The sequence below is a fragment of the Paenarthrobacter sp. R1 genome (assembly GCF_030264015.1).
GTDB classification, from domain to species: Bacteria; Actinomycetota; Actinomycetes; order Actinomycetales; family Micrococcaceae; genus Arthrobacter; species Arthrobacter ureafaciens.
The window spans coordinates 453,276-468,378 of the sequence record NZ_CP127115.1 but is presented as its reverse complement, the minus strand read 5'-3'; the positions used below and the strand labels follow the sequence as shown (position 1 = coordinate 468,378).

The 15,103-nt window shown below is 63.3% G+C and carries 16 protein-coding genes; 13 read left to right on the top strand and 3 right to left on the bottom strand.

All coding sequences use genetic code 11. From position 1 onward, the window contains the following. Nucleotides 1–11: 11 nt before the first annotated feature. Genes QN084_RS02335 through QN084_RS02325 form a run of 3 tightly spaced genes read left to right on the top strand, consistent with a single transcriptional unit; the run spans nucleotide 12 to nucleotide 3,018 of the window. Nucleotides 12–830 carry a lysophospholipid acyltransferase family protein gene (locus QN084_RS02335; protein WP_021470832.1) on the top strand — a complete coding sequence of 273 codons (819 nt, stop codon included), beginning with the start codon at nucleotides 12–14 and terminating at the stop codon, nucleotides 828–830. Then, nucleotides 827–1,879 carry an NAD(P)H-dependent glycerol-3-phosphate dehydrogenase gene (locus QN084_RS02330; protein ID WP_021470831.1) on the top strand — a complete coding sequence of 351 codons (1,053 nt, stop codon included), beginning with the start codon at nucleotides 827–829 and terminating at the stop codon, nucleotides 1,877–1,879. Before QN084_RS02335 ends, QN084_RS02330 begins: the two co-directional genes overlap by 4 nt. After that, the gene (locus QN084_RS02325; protein ID WP_021470830.1) at nucleotides 1,879–3,018 is read left to right on the top strand and encodes a D-alanine--D-alanine ligase family protein; all 1,140 of its coding nucleotides are present in this window, start codon (nucleotides 1,879–1,881) and stop codon (nucleotides 3,016–3,018) included. Before QN084_RS02330 ends, QN084_RS02325 begins: the two co-directional genes overlap by 1 nt. 16 nt (nucleotides 3,019–3,034) lie before the next feature. Here QN084_RS02325 and QN084_RS02320 read toward each other — a convergent pair whose 3' ends face one another. Next, nucleotides 3,035–3,529, bottom strand: a complete 495-nt coding sequence (locus QN084_RS02320) for a DUF3515 domain-containing protein (RefSeq protein ID WP_069695108.1) — start codon at nucleotides 3,527–3,529, stop codon at nucleotides 3,035–3,037. Between the two features lie 53 nt (nucleotides 3,530–3,582). Between QN084_RS02320 and thiL the strand changes: the two genes are divergently transcribed. The 4 genes from thiL to rsmD are packed head-to-tail and all read left to right on the top strand — an operon-like array spanning nucleotide 3,583 to nucleotide 8,471. Next, complete coding sequence (gene thiL, locus QN084_RS02315; RefSeq protein WP_069695107.1) at nucleotides 3,583–4,596, top strand: thiamine-phosphate kinase; 1,014 nt, start codon at nucleotides 3,583–3,585, stop codon at nucleotides 4,594–4,596. Between the two features lie 22 nt (nucleotides 4,597–4,618). Further along, nucleotides 4,619–5,614, top strand: coding sequence for a DAK2 domain-containing protein (locus QN084_RS02310; protein WP_021470827.1), 996 nt, complete (start codon nucleotides 4,619–4,621; stop codon nucleotides 5,612–5,614). Beyond that, nucleotides 5,604–7,859 carry an ATP-dependent DNA helicase RecG gene (locus tag QN084_RS02305; protein WP_069695232.1) on the top strand — a complete coding sequence of 752 codons (2,256 nt, stop codon included), beginning with the start codon at nucleotides 5,604–5,606 and terminating at the stop codon, nucleotides 7,857–7,859. Before QN084_RS02310 ends, QN084_RS02305 begins: the two co-directional genes overlap by 11 nt. A gap of 45 nt (nucleotides 7,860–7,904) precedes the next feature. Beyond that, nucleotides 7,905–8,471 (top strand): 16S rRNA (guanine(966)-N(2))-methyltransferase RsmD, encoded by a 567-nt coding sequence (gene rsmD, locus QN084_RS02300; protein ID WP_031216031.1) that lies wholly within the window; start codon nucleotides 7,905–7,907, stop codon nucleotides 8,469–8,471. Nucleotides 8,472–8,490: 19 nt separating this feature from the next. On the opposite strand, the gene QN084_RS02295 is transcribed toward rsmD, so the two are convergent. Together QN084_RS02295 and QN084_RS02290 are read right to left on the bottom strand one after the other, a co-directional pair. After that, nucleotides 8,491–9,201 carry a spermidine synthase gene (locus QN084_RS02295; protein ID WP_259363018.1) on the bottom strand — a complete coding sequence of 237 codons (711 nt, stop codon included), beginning with the start codon at nucleotides 9,199–9,201 and terminating at the stop codon, nucleotides 8,491–8,493. 77 nt (nucleotides 9,202–9,278) lie between these two features. After that, nucleotides 9,279–10,520 (bottom strand): aminotransferase class I/II-fold pyridoxal phosphate-dependent enzyme, encoded by a 1,242-nt coding sequence (locus tag QN084_RS02290; protein WP_069695104.1) that lies wholly within the window; start codon nucleotides 10,518–10,520, stop codon nucleotides 9,279–9,281. A 35-nt stretch (nucleotides 10,521–10,555) separates the two neighbouring features. Between QN084_RS02290 and coaD the strand changes: the two genes are divergently transcribed. From coaD to QN084_RS02260, 6 genes are all read left to right on the top strand, one after another. Then, a complete protein-coding gene (coaD, locus tag QN084_RS02285) occupies nucleotides 10,556–11,056 on the top strand; it encodes a pantetheine-phosphate adenylyltransferase (RefSeq protein ID WP_021470821.1) in 501 nt (166 codons plus the stop codon). A gap of 166 nt (nucleotides 11,057–11,222) precedes the next feature. Further along, a complete protein-coding gene (locus QN084_RS02280) occupies nucleotides 11,223–11,750 on the top strand; it encodes a YceD family protein (protein WP_079941228.1) in 528 nt (175 codons plus the stop codon). A gap of 33 nt (nucleotides 11,751–11,783) precedes the next feature. Continuing rightward, the gene (gene rpmF, locus QN084_RS02275) at nucleotides 11,784–11,987 is read left to right on the top strand and encodes a 50S ribosomal protein L32 (protein ID WP_011775139.1); all 204 of its coding nucleotides are present in this window, start codon (nucleotides 11,784–11,786) and stop codon (nucleotides 11,985–11,987) included. A gap of 23 nt (nucleotides 11,988–12,010) precedes the next feature. Continuing rightward, nucleotides 12,011–12,721: a ribonuclease III gene (gene rnc / locus QN084_RS02270; RefSeq protein ID WP_021470819.1), complete on the top strand. Its 711-nt coding sequence runs from the start codon at nucleotides 12,011–12,013 to the stop codon at nucleotides 12,719–12,721. Nucleotides 12,722–12,724: 3 nt separating this feature from the next. After that, nucleotides 12,725–13,663, top strand: a complete 939-nt coding sequence (mutM, locus tag QN084_RS02265) for a bifunctional DNA-formamidopyrimidine glycosylase/DNA-(apurinic or apyrimidinic site) lyase (RefSeq protein WP_069695103.1) — start codon at nucleotides 12,725–12,727, stop codon at nucleotides 13,661–13,663. A gap of 151 nt (nucleotides 13,664–13,814) precedes the next feature. Continuing rightward, on the top strand, nucleotides 13,815–14,810 hold the full coding sequence (locus tag QN084_RS02260) for a GIY-YIG nuclease family protein (protein ID WP_069695102.1): 996 nt from the start codon (nucleotides 13,815–13,817) through the stop codon (nucleotides 14,808–14,810). Nucleotides 14,811–15,103 lie beyond the last annotated feature (293 nt).

The following is a 15,103-nucleotide window of genomic DNA, read 5'->3' as shown; positions in this document are numbered from 1 at the left end:
AGGGGACCCCTTTGAAGGAATCGGCCAAGAGCCGTGCCACATTCGTGTTTCTGGCAGGCATCGCGCGTCCGCTGATGAACGTCCTCATGGCGAAGAAATGGGAGGGAACGGAGAAGCTCCCCGAGGGTGGCTTCATCGCCGTGCCCAACCATTGCACTGAGATCGACCCCATCGTGATCGGCCACATGCTGTACAACCAGAAGCGCCCGCCGCACTTCCTTGCCAAATCGGGCCTCTTCAAGGTGCCCGTACTAGGCTCTCTGTTGCGTGCCACCCGGCAGATACCGGTGGAACGTTCGACGGCGGGTGCGAACCGCTCGCTGCAGGTCGCCAAAGAGGTGGTTGATGCCGGCGGGTCCATCATCATCTACCCGGAGGGGACCCTCACGAGGGATCCCGATCTGTGGCCGATGAAGGGCCACACCGGGGCAGCCCGTTTGGCGTTGCAGACCGGCGCGCCCGTAGTGCCGATGGCCCATTGGGGCGCCCAGGAAGTGTTCCCCCGCTATGCAAAGCGGTTCCACATCTTTCCGCGGAAGACGGTCCGGGTCCTGGTAGGAGAACCCGTGGACCTGAGCGCTTTCAGGGACAAGCCCATGGACCGTACGACGTTGGCTGAGGCCACGGAGTTGATCATGGACGCCATCACCGGGCTCCTGGAAACACTGCGGGGCGAGCAGGCACCGGCTGAGCGCTGGGATCCGGCCAACCACCAGCAAGCCAAGCACGGACGTTTTGTGGAGCGCGGCCTGAAACCGGGCTCCGCGGCGTCGACCGAAGCAAACCCAACGGGAGCGTCCGAGGCTCCGGATCTTGAGGGCGGCAAATGACGCTGATCGAAACTGGCGTGCCGGCTGCGGACAAGGTGGCCGTGCTGGGTGCCGGGTCGTGGGGAACCACCTTTGCCAAAGTCCTTGCCGATGCTGCCGACGCCACAGGGGCGGATCGGAAGATCCACCTGTGGGGTCGCCGTGCCGAGGTAGTGGACCAGATCAACTCCGTCCATCGGAATGAACAGTACTTGGACGGCATCAGCCTCCCGGCCACGATCACCGCTTCCACCGACGTTTCCGAGGTCCTCAAGGGAGCAGGCCTGGTTGTGCTGGCCGTGCCCGCGCAGTCCCTGCGGCCCCAGCTCAGCGAGTGGAAGCCGCTCCTGGAGCCCAATGCCATAGTGGTCTCCCTGATGAAGGGCCTTGAGCTAGGCACCGACGCTCGCATGAGCGAAGTGATCGCCCAGGAGCTGGGTATCCCGGCCTCGCGGGTTGCCGTGGTGTCAGGACCGAACCTTGCCATGGAGATCGCACGGGAGCAGCCCACCGCATCCGTGGTGGCGTGCAGCGACGCTGAAACTGCTGCGGCCATCGCCCTCTGCTGTACTGCGCCGTACTTCCGGCCGTACACCAGCACTGACGTGGTTGGCGTCGAGATCGGCGGGATCGTCAAGAACGTCATTGCCTTGGCCGTCGGCATCTGCGAAGGCAAGCAGATGGGGGACAACACCAAGGCCTCGGTGATTACCCGTGGCCTGGCCGAGACGTCCCGGCTCGCTTTGGCGCTCGGGGGAGAAGCCCATACGATGGCCGGCCTGGCGGGATTGGGAGACCTCGTGGCGACGTGCTCTTCCGCGTTATCGCGCAACCACACCGCCGGGCGCCTCTTGGGTGAAGGCCTCAGCCTGGATCAGGTAGCCGCCCGCATGACCCAAACAGCCGAAGGCATCAAGTCGGGACCGGCCGTGCATGAGCTTGCCGGCAAGCTCGATGTTGAGATGCCCATTACCGCTGCCGTGGTGGCGGTGCTGGAAGGCAAGATGTCCGTTGATGACCTGGGGCCACGCCTGCTGGCCCGGGCACTGAAGTCCGAAGGCGACTACTGATGGTGACAGAAAATTCAACTCCCGCTGCCGGACGGCGGCCCCGGGTGGCGATCCTGTTTGGCGGGCGCTCCAGTGAGCACGCCGTCAGTTGCGTCACCGCCGCCGGCGTGATGGGTGCCATAGACCGGGAAAAGTACGACGTCGTGCCCATCGGCATCGCCAAGTCCGGCCAGTGGGTGCTCGCTTCAGGCGATACCAGCCAGTGGTCGCTGAGTTCCTCGGCCCTGCCTGAGGTTGCCGCATCTGAGAAGACAGTCACCCTGGCAGAAATCGGGGGAGAGCATCAGCTCGTTGTCACCGAACCCAACGCCGTACCTCAGGAGCTGGGCTCCGTGGACGTCGTGTTTCCGCTGCTCCACGGCCCGTGGGGCGAAGACGGGACCATCCAAGGACTTCTGGAGTTGTCCGACACCCGCTACGTGGGCGCAGGAGTCCTGGCCTCCGCCGTGGGCATGGACAAGCACTTCATGAAGGTGGTTTTCGAGGCCGCGGGGTTGACCGTGGGCCCGTACATCGCTGTGACGGACAGGGAATGGCTGACCGATCCCGAAGCTGTCCGCAAGCGCGTGGACAAGCTGGGATTCCCGGTCTTCGTTAAGCCTGCACGCGCGGGCTCCTCGATGGGCATTTCCAAGGTCGACTCCCTTGACGGCCTTGACGCCGCCATTGAAGAAGCCCGCCGGCACGACCTCAAGCTGGTCATCGAAGCAGGAATAGACGGCCGCGAAATTGAGTGCGCCGTCCTGCAGGGGCGCGGAACGGATGCCCCGCGGACGTCCATGCCCGGCGAAATCGCCGTTGCGGCCGGTGAGCACCAGTTCTATGACTTCGCGGCGAAGTATGTGGAGGACGGTGCCGCGGCCCTCAGCTGCCCGGCCGACATGCCTGACCAGGACATAGCCCGCGTCCGAGAACTTGCCGCAGTCGCCTTTGATGCGGTGGGCGCGGAAGGCTTGAGCCGGGTGGACTTCTTCTACACTCCGTCAGGTGACTTGATCATCAACGAAATCAACACCATGCCCGGCTTCACGCCCAAGAGCATGTATCCGCAGATGTGGGCCGCCTCGGGGCTTGCTTACGGTGAGCTGATCGACGAACTCATCCACCTTGCGCTGACTCGAAAGACCGGGCTGCGCTAGCAGACCTGCCGTCCCGCTACTTGTCGTACGGCAGGTTCTGCAGGTCTTCCTGGCCGATGCACTGCCGCGTTGCCTTGATTTTGCCGGCTGCGGCGGCAAGGTCCGCCAGTACTGTCGCGGAGCTGATCTTGTCCGGATCCATGAGGATCTCAGTAGCCGGCTCCCGGCCGTACGTGGTCAATGTGTAGTAGGGATCGCCTTCCTTGATCACCCAGTCGATGTCGTTCACAGTGACGCAACGGTCCGTGGTGGGGCCCGGTACGTTGACCCCGCACCGGAGGATGACCTGCGATGGGTCGCCCCAAGCCGCGGTTGCCTGGCTGTTGGTCTTGCGGAGGCCCGCGTCGCCGATCTTGTCAGGCAGTGCCACCATCATGGGAGCGCAGGCCGGATTGGCGGCATCGTTCGCGGCCGTGACGTCAACGGCGGGAGAGCAGGCAGACAGTGCAAGGACGGCCGTTCCGGAGACGGCGAAGGCCGCAACCGTCCGGCGGAGGGTCTTTCGGTGCATCACTCCAGCCTATCCCGCATTATTCTGTCGGTCGCTCGCGATAGCGTAGGACCGTGCTTGAAGAACAGTTGACCGTTGCCCACCTCTCTGAATCAGAGTTGCTGGCCCGGATTTTTCCCCGCCTGGACCGGACTTCCGCGGTCCTTCTGGGCCCCGGCGATGACGCCGCGTTGGTTGCTGCTCCGGATGGCAGGACCCTCATCTCCATCGATACCCAAACGCAGGACCAGGACTTCCGGCTGCAGTGGAACAACGGTTACCGGACCACGGGCTTTGACGTCGGCTGGAAGGCGGCCGCCCAGAACCTTAGCGACATCAATGCCATGGGCGGACGCGCCACCTCCCTGGTGGTCAGCCTGACCATGCCTCCTGCCACGCAGGTTTCCTGGGTGGAGGATTTCGCCGACGGACTCACGGCCGCCATCAGGGACCTCGGGGCAGCGGACTGTTCGGTGGCGGGCGGCGATCTTGGCCGCGGACGGGAGCTTGGGGTGACTGTCGCCGTCGTCGGGACGCTTGGCGGGCTCCCTCCGGTGGTGCGCTCGGGTGCGGAAGCGGGGGACGTCGTGGCCGTCGCCGGAACGTTGGGCCGGGCCGCAGCAGGCCTGGCGCTGCTTGAAAGCAGTGTGGCCATGGCCAGCCTGACGCCGGAGCAGAAAGCACTGGTCGAAAACCAATGCAGGCCCATACCGCCCCTGGCCGCAGGACCTTTGGCGGCGAACAGCGGTGTAAAGGCAATGATGGATATTTCCGATGGCCTGATCCGGGACGCCGGCAGGATGGCGGCAGCCAGCACCGTGGTCCTGGATTTCGATCCCGTAGCGTTGAAGGCACACGCCGCTCCGTTGGAGGCCGCTGCCGGACTGCTGGGCATTGACCCCATGGCGTGGGTCCTGGGCGGGGGAGAAGACCACGGATTGCTGGCCACGTTCCCGGCTGGAATTCAGCTGCCGGCGGGCTTTACTGCGATAGGCTCGGTTCAGGCCGTTGACGAGTCACCGGGCGGCAGCGTCCGGATTGCAGGGCAGCCTGCCGACACCGTGGGATGGGATCATTTTGCAGACTAAGATCGCAGCGAACGCGCACGCAATGAAGCGTTGGCTCAACAAAGCCGAAGTGGTTCTGGGAAACCACAGCGACCGCCTCAATGCGATCAACATTTTTCCTGTGGCTGACGGTGACACGGGAACAAACCTCTATTTGACCATGCGGGCGGCTGCCGCAGCCTTGGGCGGCCCTGCTGACTCAGTCGAAACCGGGAACGACGTCGGTGCGGTGCTGGCCCGCGCGGGACAGGCAGCCATGGAGCGGGCCAGGGGAAATTCCGGCACGTTGATCGCCGTTTTCCTGTCTGCCGCGGCCGAACCCTTGGCCGGAAAACCCCGGTTGAACGCTCCGTTGCTTGCAGCGGCCTTGCACCGTGCGCAGATCCGCGCATGGTCGGCACTCAGTGAACCCGTGTCCGGAACCATGTTGTCCGTGCTTGAAGCAGCCGCGCACGCGGCGCAGGCTGTGGACGCAAACCAGGAGGGAGACCAGAGCAACCACGCCTTGGGCCTTGCCCTGGATGCCGCGGTGGAAGCTGCTTTCCAGGCAGTGGTTCGGACGGAGGACGAACTGGCTCCCCTGCACGAGGCCCATGTAGTGGATGCCGGCGGGGTTGGCATGCTGCTGGTCCTGGACTGCCTGAGGTCCGCCGTACTGGGCGAAGAACTCCAGGATGAACTTCTGGATGGTCTGCATGGCTACAAGCTGCAGGATCCCCACATCCATCAGCACATGCCGGCAGATGACGGAGTTGAAGTCATGTGCACCATCGATCTTTCGCCCCTTGATGCCGCCGTGCTTCGGCAGCGGCTGGACGAAATGGGTGACTCCGTCATTATGAGCCAGGTGGGCGGAGCAGCCAGGGCGGAAGACGATGACGATTCGCCCATGGACGTGAGCTACCGTTGGCGGATCCACGTCCACGTTCCGGATCCCGGACCGGCAGTTGAGTTGATTCGCTCCCTGGGAGAACCGGCGGATATCGCCGTCAGCCAGTTGGCCGTTCCGAGGGATGCCGCAGGCGGGCATGACGACTGAACTTGAGCTTCCCCTTGAGCGTCGGATCGGCAAGCGGTCAGCCGGGGTCATCGAAAAGCACCTGGGACTACGGAGCACCGGTTCCTTGCTCAACTACTTTCCCCGCCGGTACCTCAGCCGCGGCGAACTGACCCCCATCAGTAAACTGCCGCTGGACGAAGAGGTGACCCTGATTGCCAGGGTGGTTTCCAACAGCACACGGCAAATGCGTGCCCGCCGCGGCACCATCACCGACGTCGTTGTTACCGATGAGGTAGGCGGAAGCAGTGCTGCAGGGACCCTGAAAGTCAGCTTCTTCAACGGTTTCCGTGCAAAGGCCGAGCTGCTCCCGGGACGCCGGGCCATGTTCTCGGGGAAGGTCTCGCGGTACGGGGGCGCCCTGGGGCTGACGAATCCGGACTTTCTCCTGCTGGATGAGGATCCGGAGGCAGAGGGGTCCGTGGATCCCGGGAAGCTTGCGGCCATGCCCATCCCGGTATATCCCGCAACGGCGAAGTTGACCAGCTGGTCCATCCACAAAGTGATCAAGGCCTTGCTTGAAACGCTGGATCTGGACGCACTGGCTGATCCTTTGCCCGAAGAGGTGGTCCGCAGGGACGGGTTGCTCAGTGTGGCGGAGGCCTACCGGCTGATCCATTCTCCGGAGACTGCGAAGGATTGGCAGCGCGCACAGGAACGTTTCCGCTACCAGGAAGCGCTGGTGCTCCAGACGGCCTTGGCACGCAGGCGTGCGCAGTTGGCTGCAGAGGAAGCAACCGCCCGCCGTCGCGTGAGCGGGGGCCTGCTGGAAGAATTTGACCGCAATCTCCCTTTCACCCTGACGGCAGGCCAGTCCGCCGTCGGTATGACGTTGTCGGAGGAACTGGGGCGGGACACGCCCATGAACCGCCTGCTCCAGGGCGAAGTGGGCTCCGGCAAGACCATCGTCGCCTTGCGTGCCATGCTGCAGGTGGTGGATTCCGGCGGCCAGGCGGCGTTGCTGGCGCCTACTGAAGTGCTCGCAGCGCAGCATTACGACTCCATCCGCAGGACGCTGGGCCGGCTGTCCCGCGACGGCCTCTTCGGCGGAGCAGGGATGCTTGGCGGCGGATCCTCAGAGCCCGGCGTGCAGGTGACTCTCTTGACGGGGTCGATGCCAACGTCCGCCCGTAAACAGGCCATGCTGGATGCCGCGTCAGGCAACGCCGGAATCGTTATCGGGACCCACGCGTTGCTCAGCGACAAGACCTCCTTCCAGGACCTGGGCCTCATCGTGGTGGACGAACAGCACCGGTTCGGTGTTGAACAGCGCGATGCCCTCAGGGCAAAGGCACAGCGGCCGCCACACCTCCTGGTCATGACGGCTACGCCTATTCCCAGGACCGTGGCGATGACCGTGTTTGGTGACCTCGAAACCTCCGTATTGGATGAACTGCCCGCCGGCCGCGCGCCAATCTCAACCCATGTGGTTGGTCTGGCGGAAAACCCCGGTTGGGCGGACCGGATTTGGAAGCGGTCCCGCGAGGAAGTGGATGCGGGTCACCAGGTCTACGTCGTATGCCCCAAGATCGGTTCGGACGACGACGGCGATTTCAGTCCCGGGGAGGCGGAACCCAGCGACGCGGAGCTGTCGGACGAAGGGCCGGCCCGTGAGCTCGCCTCCGTCAACGCCGTCGTCGAATCCCTCCTCCAGGAGCCATCGCTAAGTGGCGTCCCGGTGGCGCCGCTCCACGGCCGCCAGGATCCCGACGTCAAGTCCGGCACCATGGCTTCCTTCGCTGCGAACCAGACCAAGATCCTGGTCTCCACCACTGTCATCGAGGTGGGCGTTGACGTCCACAACGCCACGCTGATGGTGATATTGGATGCAGACCGCTTCGGAATCTCCCAGCTCCATCAGCTGCGTGGACGCGTAGGCCGCGGCGGGCTGCCGGGTACCTGCCTGCTGGTCACTACCTTGGAGCCGGGCCATCCCAGCCGCCGACGGCTCGATGCCGTGGCTTCCACCACGGATGGATTCGAGCTGTCGCAAGAGGACCTTAAGCTGCGGCGGGAAGGCGACATTCTGGGCGCTTCGCAGTCAGGCGGGCGCTCCACCCTGAAGCTCCTGCGCGTCTTGGAGCACGAGGACCTTATCGCCCGGGCCCGAACAGACGCCCAGGCCTTGGTTGCCGGGGACCCCACCCTGACGCACCAACCGTCGCTGGCAGCTGCTATCGACGACTACTTGAACCCGGAGAAGGAGGCGTTCCTTGAACGCGGTTAGTGGAGGCCGGGAGCCTCTGGCATGGTTGTTGTCCGGTGGCTGCCCATGAGCCGCATCATTGCGGGAGCAGCCGGCGGTAACCCGCTCACATCCGTTCCGGGCACTGCGACGCGGCCAACAACGGACCGTGTCAAGGAAGCGCTCTTCTCCCGGTTGGAGTCCTTGGCCGTGATCGATGACGCCCGCGTGCTGGATCTCTACGCAGGCTCCGGTTCGCTGGGAATCGAGGGGGCAAGCCGTGGCGCCCGCAGCGTTGAGCTGGTGGAGTTTGATGCCCGTGCCAGCGATGTTTGTCAACGGAATGCGGACATGGTCAACCAGGTCCTGGGCAGGAAGACCGTCTCCGTCCACCGGTCCAAAGTGGAGTCATTCCTCGAGCGCGCCGGTGGGGACGTCCTGTGGGACCTCGTGTTCCTGGACCCGCCGTATCCCTTGGACGAGGCAGCCCTGAGCGCAGTGTTGGGGAAACTGGCCCCGCACTTGGATGAAGGAGCAGTAGTTGTTGTGGAGCGGTCTTCACGCAGCGCCGAACCAGGGTGGCCTGAGGCCATGGAGTGCTTTTCGGACAAGAAGTACGGCGAAACCAAACTGTGGTTCGCCGAACCGGCTTGATCGGACATGCCGAACCGGCCTAATCGGAGATCTTGTCCAGTTCCACTCCGCTGAGAACGGCGGCCGGATGCGGTCCACGGGCCAGGAGTTCGCGTGACCAGTCCGCAGGCCACGGCGCCTGCGTGCCTACCAGGATGATGTTGCCGGGATATCGGCCTTCAAACATTCCGGCCTCGGCAACCGCCGCGACATCAGGCATGGCCTGGCGCAGGGCTGCTACCTGGCTCCGCACCAAGGTCAGGGCGGGCTCGTCTCCCACGTTGATAATGAGGACACCGCCGGGGGCCAGCCGCCGGGCAGCCTCTTCATAGAACTCCCGGCAGGCGATGTGCGGGGGAGCATCGGGGCCGGAGAAGATATCGAGGATGACGACGTCGAATCCAAGTCCGGCGGGAAGGGCAGCGAGTGCTTCGCGGGCATCTGCGATGTGGGTGGTCAGGTGGGTGCCTTCGGGCATCGGCAGCTTCTGGAGCACAAAGTCCAAGAGCTCCCGCTCCAACTCGACTGCGTGCTGCACGGAACCGGGCCTCGTCGCCTGGATATAGCGGGCGAGCGTCAGCGCGCCTGCCCCAAGGTGCAGGGCCGAGACCGGGGCCGCCGGCTCGGCAACCAGGTCAACCACGTGGCCTATCCGGCGGAGGTACTCATAGAAGATCTCATTGGGATGGGCAAGGTTCACGTGCGACTGTTCGGCGCCGCCAATGCTCAGGATGTAGCTTCCCGGTACCAGTGGATCGGCATCGATCGTGGCGTGCTGGCCGGTGGTGCGAAGGAACCGTGACGCGTCGTGCCGGACGCCCTTGGCGCTCAGAGCTTGTCCTGCAGGGTAGCGAGGCGCGAAGCGGCTTCATGCAGGAGAGCGGTCTTCTTGCAGAAGGCGAAGCGCAGCAGGCTTCGCGTCCGTTCTGCTCCTTCCGCGTGGCAAAAGACGGGGACAGGGATCGCAGCTACTCCCACCAGGTCCGGGAGGCGCCGGGCCAGGGCCACCGAATCGGTGATGCCAAGCGTTGCGGCGTCGACGTTGATGAAGTACGTTCCGCCCGGTACGTAGACGCCGAATCCCGCCTCACGCAGCCCCGCCGCGAGGATGTCCCTCTTCTCTTTCAGCGTGGCCGCAATATCCGCGTAAAAGGCGTCCGGAAGGCCGAGCCCGATCGCCACGGCTTCTTGGAACGGGGTTCCTGAGCTGTAGCTCAGGAACTGCTTGACCGTACGGGCGGCGGCGACGAGGTGGGCCGGTCCGCTGAGCCAACCGATCTTCCACCCGGTGAAGGAGAACGTCTTCCCGGCAGAAGAGATCGTGATGGTCCGTTCAGCGGCTCCGGGGAGCGTCGTGACGGGGATGTGTGCTTCGCCGAAGGTCAGGTGTTCGTAGACTTCGTCGCTAACGATGATGGCGTCGTACTTTTCCGCCAGTTCAACCACCTTGGCCAGGACGTCGCGCGGGAAGACAGTACCCATGGGGTTGTGTGGATTGTTCAGCAGCACCACCTTGGTCCGGTTGCTGAACGCGTCTTCCAGGGCGTCCAGGTCCGGCAGGAAGTCCGGGGCGGCCAGGGGAGCGGTAACGTGTTTGGCGCCCGCCATCGCAATGATGGCCCCGTAGGAATCGTAAAAAGGCTCAAACGTCAGGACCTCGTCCCCGGGCTGGACGAATGCCAGCAAGGAGGCGGCGATCGCTTCGGTGGCGCCGGTGGTGACGATGACCTCAGTGTCCGGATCCGGGGTGAGGCCGTAAAAACGTTCCTGGTGTGCAGCTACTGCCTCGCGGAGCCGGGGAAACCCTTTGCCGGGCGCATACTGGTTGGCCCCTGCCTGGATGGCCGCCCGTGCGGCCTCCTTCATTTCGGCGGGGCCGTCCTCGTCCGGGAACCCCTGGCCGAGGTTGATGGCTCCCTTGGCGACAGCAAGGGTTGTCATCTCCTCGAAAATGGTGACGCCCAGGCCGCCATCGGGGGACAGGAGGTTGGCTCCGCCAGCCGCCCGTTGCCAGGGCAGGGACGTGTGGACGGGTGGGGCGCTGCTTCCTGCCGGTGACATGTCAGCCATGGTATCCCGGCGAAGCTTTGGGGTAGGTTCGTGTCATGAGACGTGCGGTTTGCCCCGGATCCTTTGACCCCATCCACAACGGACATCTTGAAGTCATTGCCCGCGCGGCCGGGCTGTTTGACGAGGTCATCGTGGCGGTATCCACCAACTACGCCAAGAAGTACCGCTTCAGCCTCGAGGACCGCATGGAGATGGCCAGGGAAACCTTGGCGTCCTTGCGTGGCATCATCGTCGAACCCATGGGTGAAGGCCTGCTGGCGGAGTACTGCCGCCACAGGGGCGTCTCGGCCATCGTGAAGGGACTGCGGTCCTCCTCGGATTTCGATTACGAGTTGCCCATGGCCACCATGAACCGGCAGCTTACCGGCGTCGAAACGGTCTTCCTGCCCGCCGAGGCGCACTACGTCCATCTCTCCTCGACGCTCATCAAAGAGGTCAACGTCCTGGGGGGCGACATCTCGGATTTCGTGCCCAAATCCGTCCTTCGACGACTGCTCGCGGGCGAGCCTTCGGCAGAACAGCAACGTAAGGGGTAGGCTTTAAGCCGTGCCCGCAGCCGTTCGCGCGCAATTCCCAAACTGAACACGTTGGCGCATTTACGCGCCCGTCGCCGGTTTGAGTCCTCGCACGCGATCAGGCTAAGATGGTACGTCGGTCATATGTTCTACAGGAGTTCTCATTAAGCGAGATGCAAGTTCGCCCTTGGCGCTGGTAGTCAAGGACCTTGGACGCAGTCCAGGAACCATGCGGACACTCAAGGAGCATGTGCCTGCACCAAGTGACCTTGGTGTGGCACTCATTGGCGTGGAGGAAGGCTCGGATGTCGAGCTGGATCTCCGGCTTGAGGCCGTACACGAAGGAATTCTGGTATCCGGAACCGCAATCGTCGGAGTAACTGGCGAATGCGGTCGATGCCTGGATCCCCTTGCGTATGACCTTGAGGTCAATGTGCAAGAACTTTTCTTCTACGAAGGCGAAGAGCTTTCGGACGGGGAAGACGATGAAGAGCAACGTCGAGTCGAGCACGATCTGATCGATCTTGAGCCGGTGTTGCGGGACGCAGTAGTCACCATGCTGCCGTTCCAGCCGGTGTGCCGGGAAGACTGCCAAGGCTTGTGCTCCGAATGCGGGGCGCGCCTGGAAGACGAGCCGGGGCACCACCACGAGGTCCTGGACCCTCGCTGGGCTGCCCTAGCTGATCTGGCTAAGACTGACCGGCAAACTGATTAGTAACTGTTGGACTAAGAGAGAAATGAGATAGCCGTGGCTGTTCCCAAGCGGAAAATGTCTCGCGCAAACACGCGCGCACGCCGTGCCCAGTGGAAGGCAACTGCCCCCAACCTGGTCAAGACCATCGAAAACGGTCAGGTCACCTACAGCCTGCCGCACCAGGCAAAGGTCGTCACCGACTCCGCCGGCACCGCGCTGTTCCTTGAATACAAGGGCCGCAAGGTCGCAGACGCCTAATCTGCCGCACAGGCTGACAAAGGATGTCTTCAACTGAAGAGCTTCTGAAGCGTCTCGGTGTCTCCATTGACACCGAGACGCTTCGTCTTGCTCTGACACACCGCTCCTACGCGTATGAGAACGGCGGTATCCCCACCAACGAGCGCCTCGAGTTCCTCGGCGACTCCATCCTGGGATTCTCCGTCACCGATTCCCTGTACCGCGACCATCCTGAGCTCCCTGAAGGTGAGCTCGCAAAGCGGCGTTCCGCCGTCGTGAGTACGCGCGCCTTGGCAGGTATCGGCCGCAAGCTCGGCGTTGGCGAGTTCATTTACCTTGGCCAGGGCGAAAAGATCACCGACGGCAAGAACAAAGCCTCTATCCTCGCGGACACCATGGAAGCGCTGATCGGCGCCACCTACCTTTCCAATGACATGGAAACCGCGCGCCAACTGGTGATGCGCCTCGTGGGTCCGTTGCTCAAGGACGCCGGTGCCCTCGGTGCCGGAACCGACTGGAAAACCAGCATCCAGGAGTTGGCAGCCAGCCGGCAACTCGGCACCATCCACTACGCCGTGGAAGGTTCCGGGCCGGACCACGCCCGCACCTTCGAAGCCGTGCTCAACATTGGCGGCACCCCCTATGGGCGGGGTTCGGGCCACTCGAAGAAGGAAGCGGAACAGGAAGCCGCAGCGGACGCTTGGCGTGCCTTGAATTCGCTGGACACAGCCTCCACCGAACCGGCTTCTTCCTGATCCATGCCCGAACTTCCCGAGGTAGAAGTGGTGCGCCGCGGCCTCGCGCGCTGGGTTCGCGGCCGCACGGTCACCGGCGTCGAGGTCCTGGACCCCAGGTCCATCCGACGCCATGCACTGGGTACCGAGGACTTCATCGGCAACCTTGAAGGCGCTACGGTGCTGGACGTCGTGCGCCGCGGGAAGTTCTTGTGGATGCCCTTGTCCATGGCAGGCTCGGACACCGCTTTGCCCGGTACGGCCCTGATGGCGCATTTGGGGATGAGCGGGCAGTTGCTGATGCAGGATCCCCAGGTGCCGGATGAAAAGCACCTCAAGGTCCGGATCCGGCTGAGCGCGTCCGATGGCATGCCCGGGCAGCTCAGGTTCGTGGACCAGCGGATCTTTGGCGGCTTGTTCGTCACGTCCCTCATCCCGACGCCCGACGGCGGCCCCGGCGGTTTGGGCGAGACGCCCCTGCCCGAAATTGCAGAGGAAGCGGCGCACATAGCCCGCGACCCCCTGGACCCCAACTTTTCCTTCGATGAGTTTTACCGGAAGGTCAAGGCGCGCAGGACGGGACTCAAACGGGCCCTCCTGGACCAGACCGTCATATCCGGAATAGGCAACATCTACGCTGACGAAGCCCTGTGGAAGGCACGACTCCACTACGCCCGGCCCACCGACAAACTGCGGCGCGGCGACGCGGAACGGGTCATCGAAGCCGCCCGGGACGTCATGAACGCAGCCTTGGCCGCCGGCGGCACGAGTTTCGACTCCTTGTACGTCAACGTCAACGGGGACTCCGGGTACTTCGACCGTTTTTTGCATTCATACGGAAGGGCTGGTCAGCCCTGCGAACGTTGCGGTGCCCTCATCGTGCGCGAGCCGTTCATGAACCGTTCGTCATATCGCTGCCCCAAGTGTCAGCCGAAACCTAGAGCAAAATCACCACGAGGCTGAATCTCCGGACCTCCGTGGTATTCCATATGGCATTCAGAGGAGCCCGAAAACCGTTCCCCTTCGAGCAGAGGGTGTCTTTTTTGCCAGCGTCCCCTAAGAGCACGCGCGGCCGTCGCGGGAGAAGGAACGTTTTCCGGATAGGTTCTATCCCATGAGGGAACCCAAGCCTGTTCTTCATCCAGGCATCGAACACTTCGGAGAGCAGCTGCGTGCAAGCCGATTCGGCCACAAGATGACCCGGGAGCTTTACGCGTACCCGAACCGGAAGCCGAAGGAGAAGCCAAGACGAGAGGAATGGCCCGAAGAGGTCTGGAACGACAGTGCCTGGATGTACCGCGATGAGGAGCACACCGAGCATTCGGATGTGTTCCTCCTGGCGTATCGGGACGCGGCGCTGACCAACTTCGACTTGTCCATGAAGTACTTCTCATCCCTGGACCAGGACGACTTTGAGGGTGCCTTGGACCATGTCCTGACCAAAGGCCGCACCTTCAAGCCAGTGCAGTCGCTGAAGTCTTGGGACGGCGTCGCGGGCGCATACATCATGGTCTTCGATGAGTACCGTCAGTTCTACATAGGACAGTCCAACGACATCCGATCTCGGATCAAGAAGCACTGGACCCATCGAAAACCGTTTGACCGTGTGCTCTTTGGAACCAGGTATGACTCGATCTTCCCGGTAGACGAGCTTAGGGCTCTGGATACGACCAGGATCTTCGCTGCCCGCAGCACCAACCCCTACGCCCTCGAAGAACGAACTGAGAAGGCTGCAGACCAGCGATACTGCTTGAACCGTATGAGCGGTGGTGAACCGCCATTGACTGTGATGCTTGGAAGCCACCTACCGCGCAACCGGGCTCATGGGCTTGCTGCGGTTCCGCTATCCCCGGAGGATTACGACCTCGAGTGGGACAAAGTCAGCCTTGTGATTTCGCAAGCAAGAACCAGCCAGAATCCGAACCTGGTAGAAACGCTCGCGGGCCTCGATATGACAATCTATGCGGTCCCGCGGGAGGAGCGTCCGCCGTACCTTTGGTCCAGGAGAGACGCGGTCGCTGGCGCTGCCGCCCGCGGCGAGCTGACCGTGGAGGAATATGCTGTGTTCCTAAAGCTGATGGGCGAAAAGGTCATCTGGCCGGAAAGCTGAGCGCGACGGGTTGAGGCCTCTGCCGACGCAGATCAATCCCAGGTCTGGCCACACGAGCAGCTGCCTTCCCTGTGCTCCTGGATGACCAGGACCCGTTCCTCACCGAGCAAAATGATGTCTTCGTAACTGAGCATGGATCCAGTCCAGCATCAGCAGCAGGCTGTCTCTAGAGGTGCCTTGGCGTATGGGGAAAACTCGATGGAGCAGGTGCCTCAGTTCTGGCTGGACCGGGGGAGCGGTTCATAACCTCCATCGCGCGTGGGCGGGGGCGGTGCTCATTCTGAGCAGCAGCA

What these genes read in the sequence shown, in the direction of transcription:
- QN084_RS02330 (WP_021470831.1), top strand. Translation starts at nt 827, where the DNA reads ATGACGCTGATCGAAACTGGCGTGCCGGCTGCGGACAAGGTGGCCGTG.
- QN084_RS02325 (WP_021470830.1), top strand. Translation starts at nt 1,879, where the DNA reads ATGGTGACAGAAAATTCAACTCCCGCTGCCGGACGGCGGCCCCGGGTG.
- QN084_RS02320 (WP_069695108.1), bottom strand. Translation starts at nt 3,529, where the DNA reads ATGCACCGAAAGACCCTCCGCCGGACGGTTGCGGCCTTCGCCGTCTCC.
- QN084_RS02310 (WP_021470827.1), top strand. Translation starts at nt 4,619, where the DNA reads ATGAAGCGTTGGCTCAACAAAGCCGAAGTGGTTCTGGGAAACCACAGC.
- QN084_RS02305 (WP_069695232.1), top strand. Translation starts at nt 5,604, where the DNA reads ATGACGACTGAACTTGAGCTTCCCCTTGAGCGTCGGATCGGCAAGCGG.
- rsmD (WP_031216031.1), top strand. Translation starts at nt 7,905, where the DNA reads ATGAGCCGCATCATTGCGGGAGCAGCCGGCGGTAACCCGCTCACATCC.
- QN084_RS02290 (WP_069695104.1), bottom strand. Translation starts at nt 10,520, where the DNA reads ATGGCTGACATGTCACCGGCAGGAAGCAGCGCCCCACCCGTCCACACG.
- coaD (WP_021470821.1), top strand. Translation starts at nt 10,556, where the DNA reads ATGAGACGTGCGGTTTGCCCCGGATCCTTTGACCCCATCCACAACGGA.
- rnc (WP_021470819.1), top strand. Translation starts at nt 12,011, where the DNA reads ATGTCTTCAACTGAAGAGCTTCTGAAGCGTCTCGGTGTCTCCATTGAC.
- mutM (WP_069695103.1), top strand. Translation starts at nt 12,725, where the DNA reads ATGCCCGAACTTCCCGAGGTAGAAGTGGTGCGCCGCGGCCTCGCGCGC.
- QN084_RS02260 (WP_069695102.1), top strand. Translation starts at nt 13,815, where the DNA reads ATGAGGGAACCCAAGCCTGTTCTTCATCCAGGCATCGAACACTTCGGA.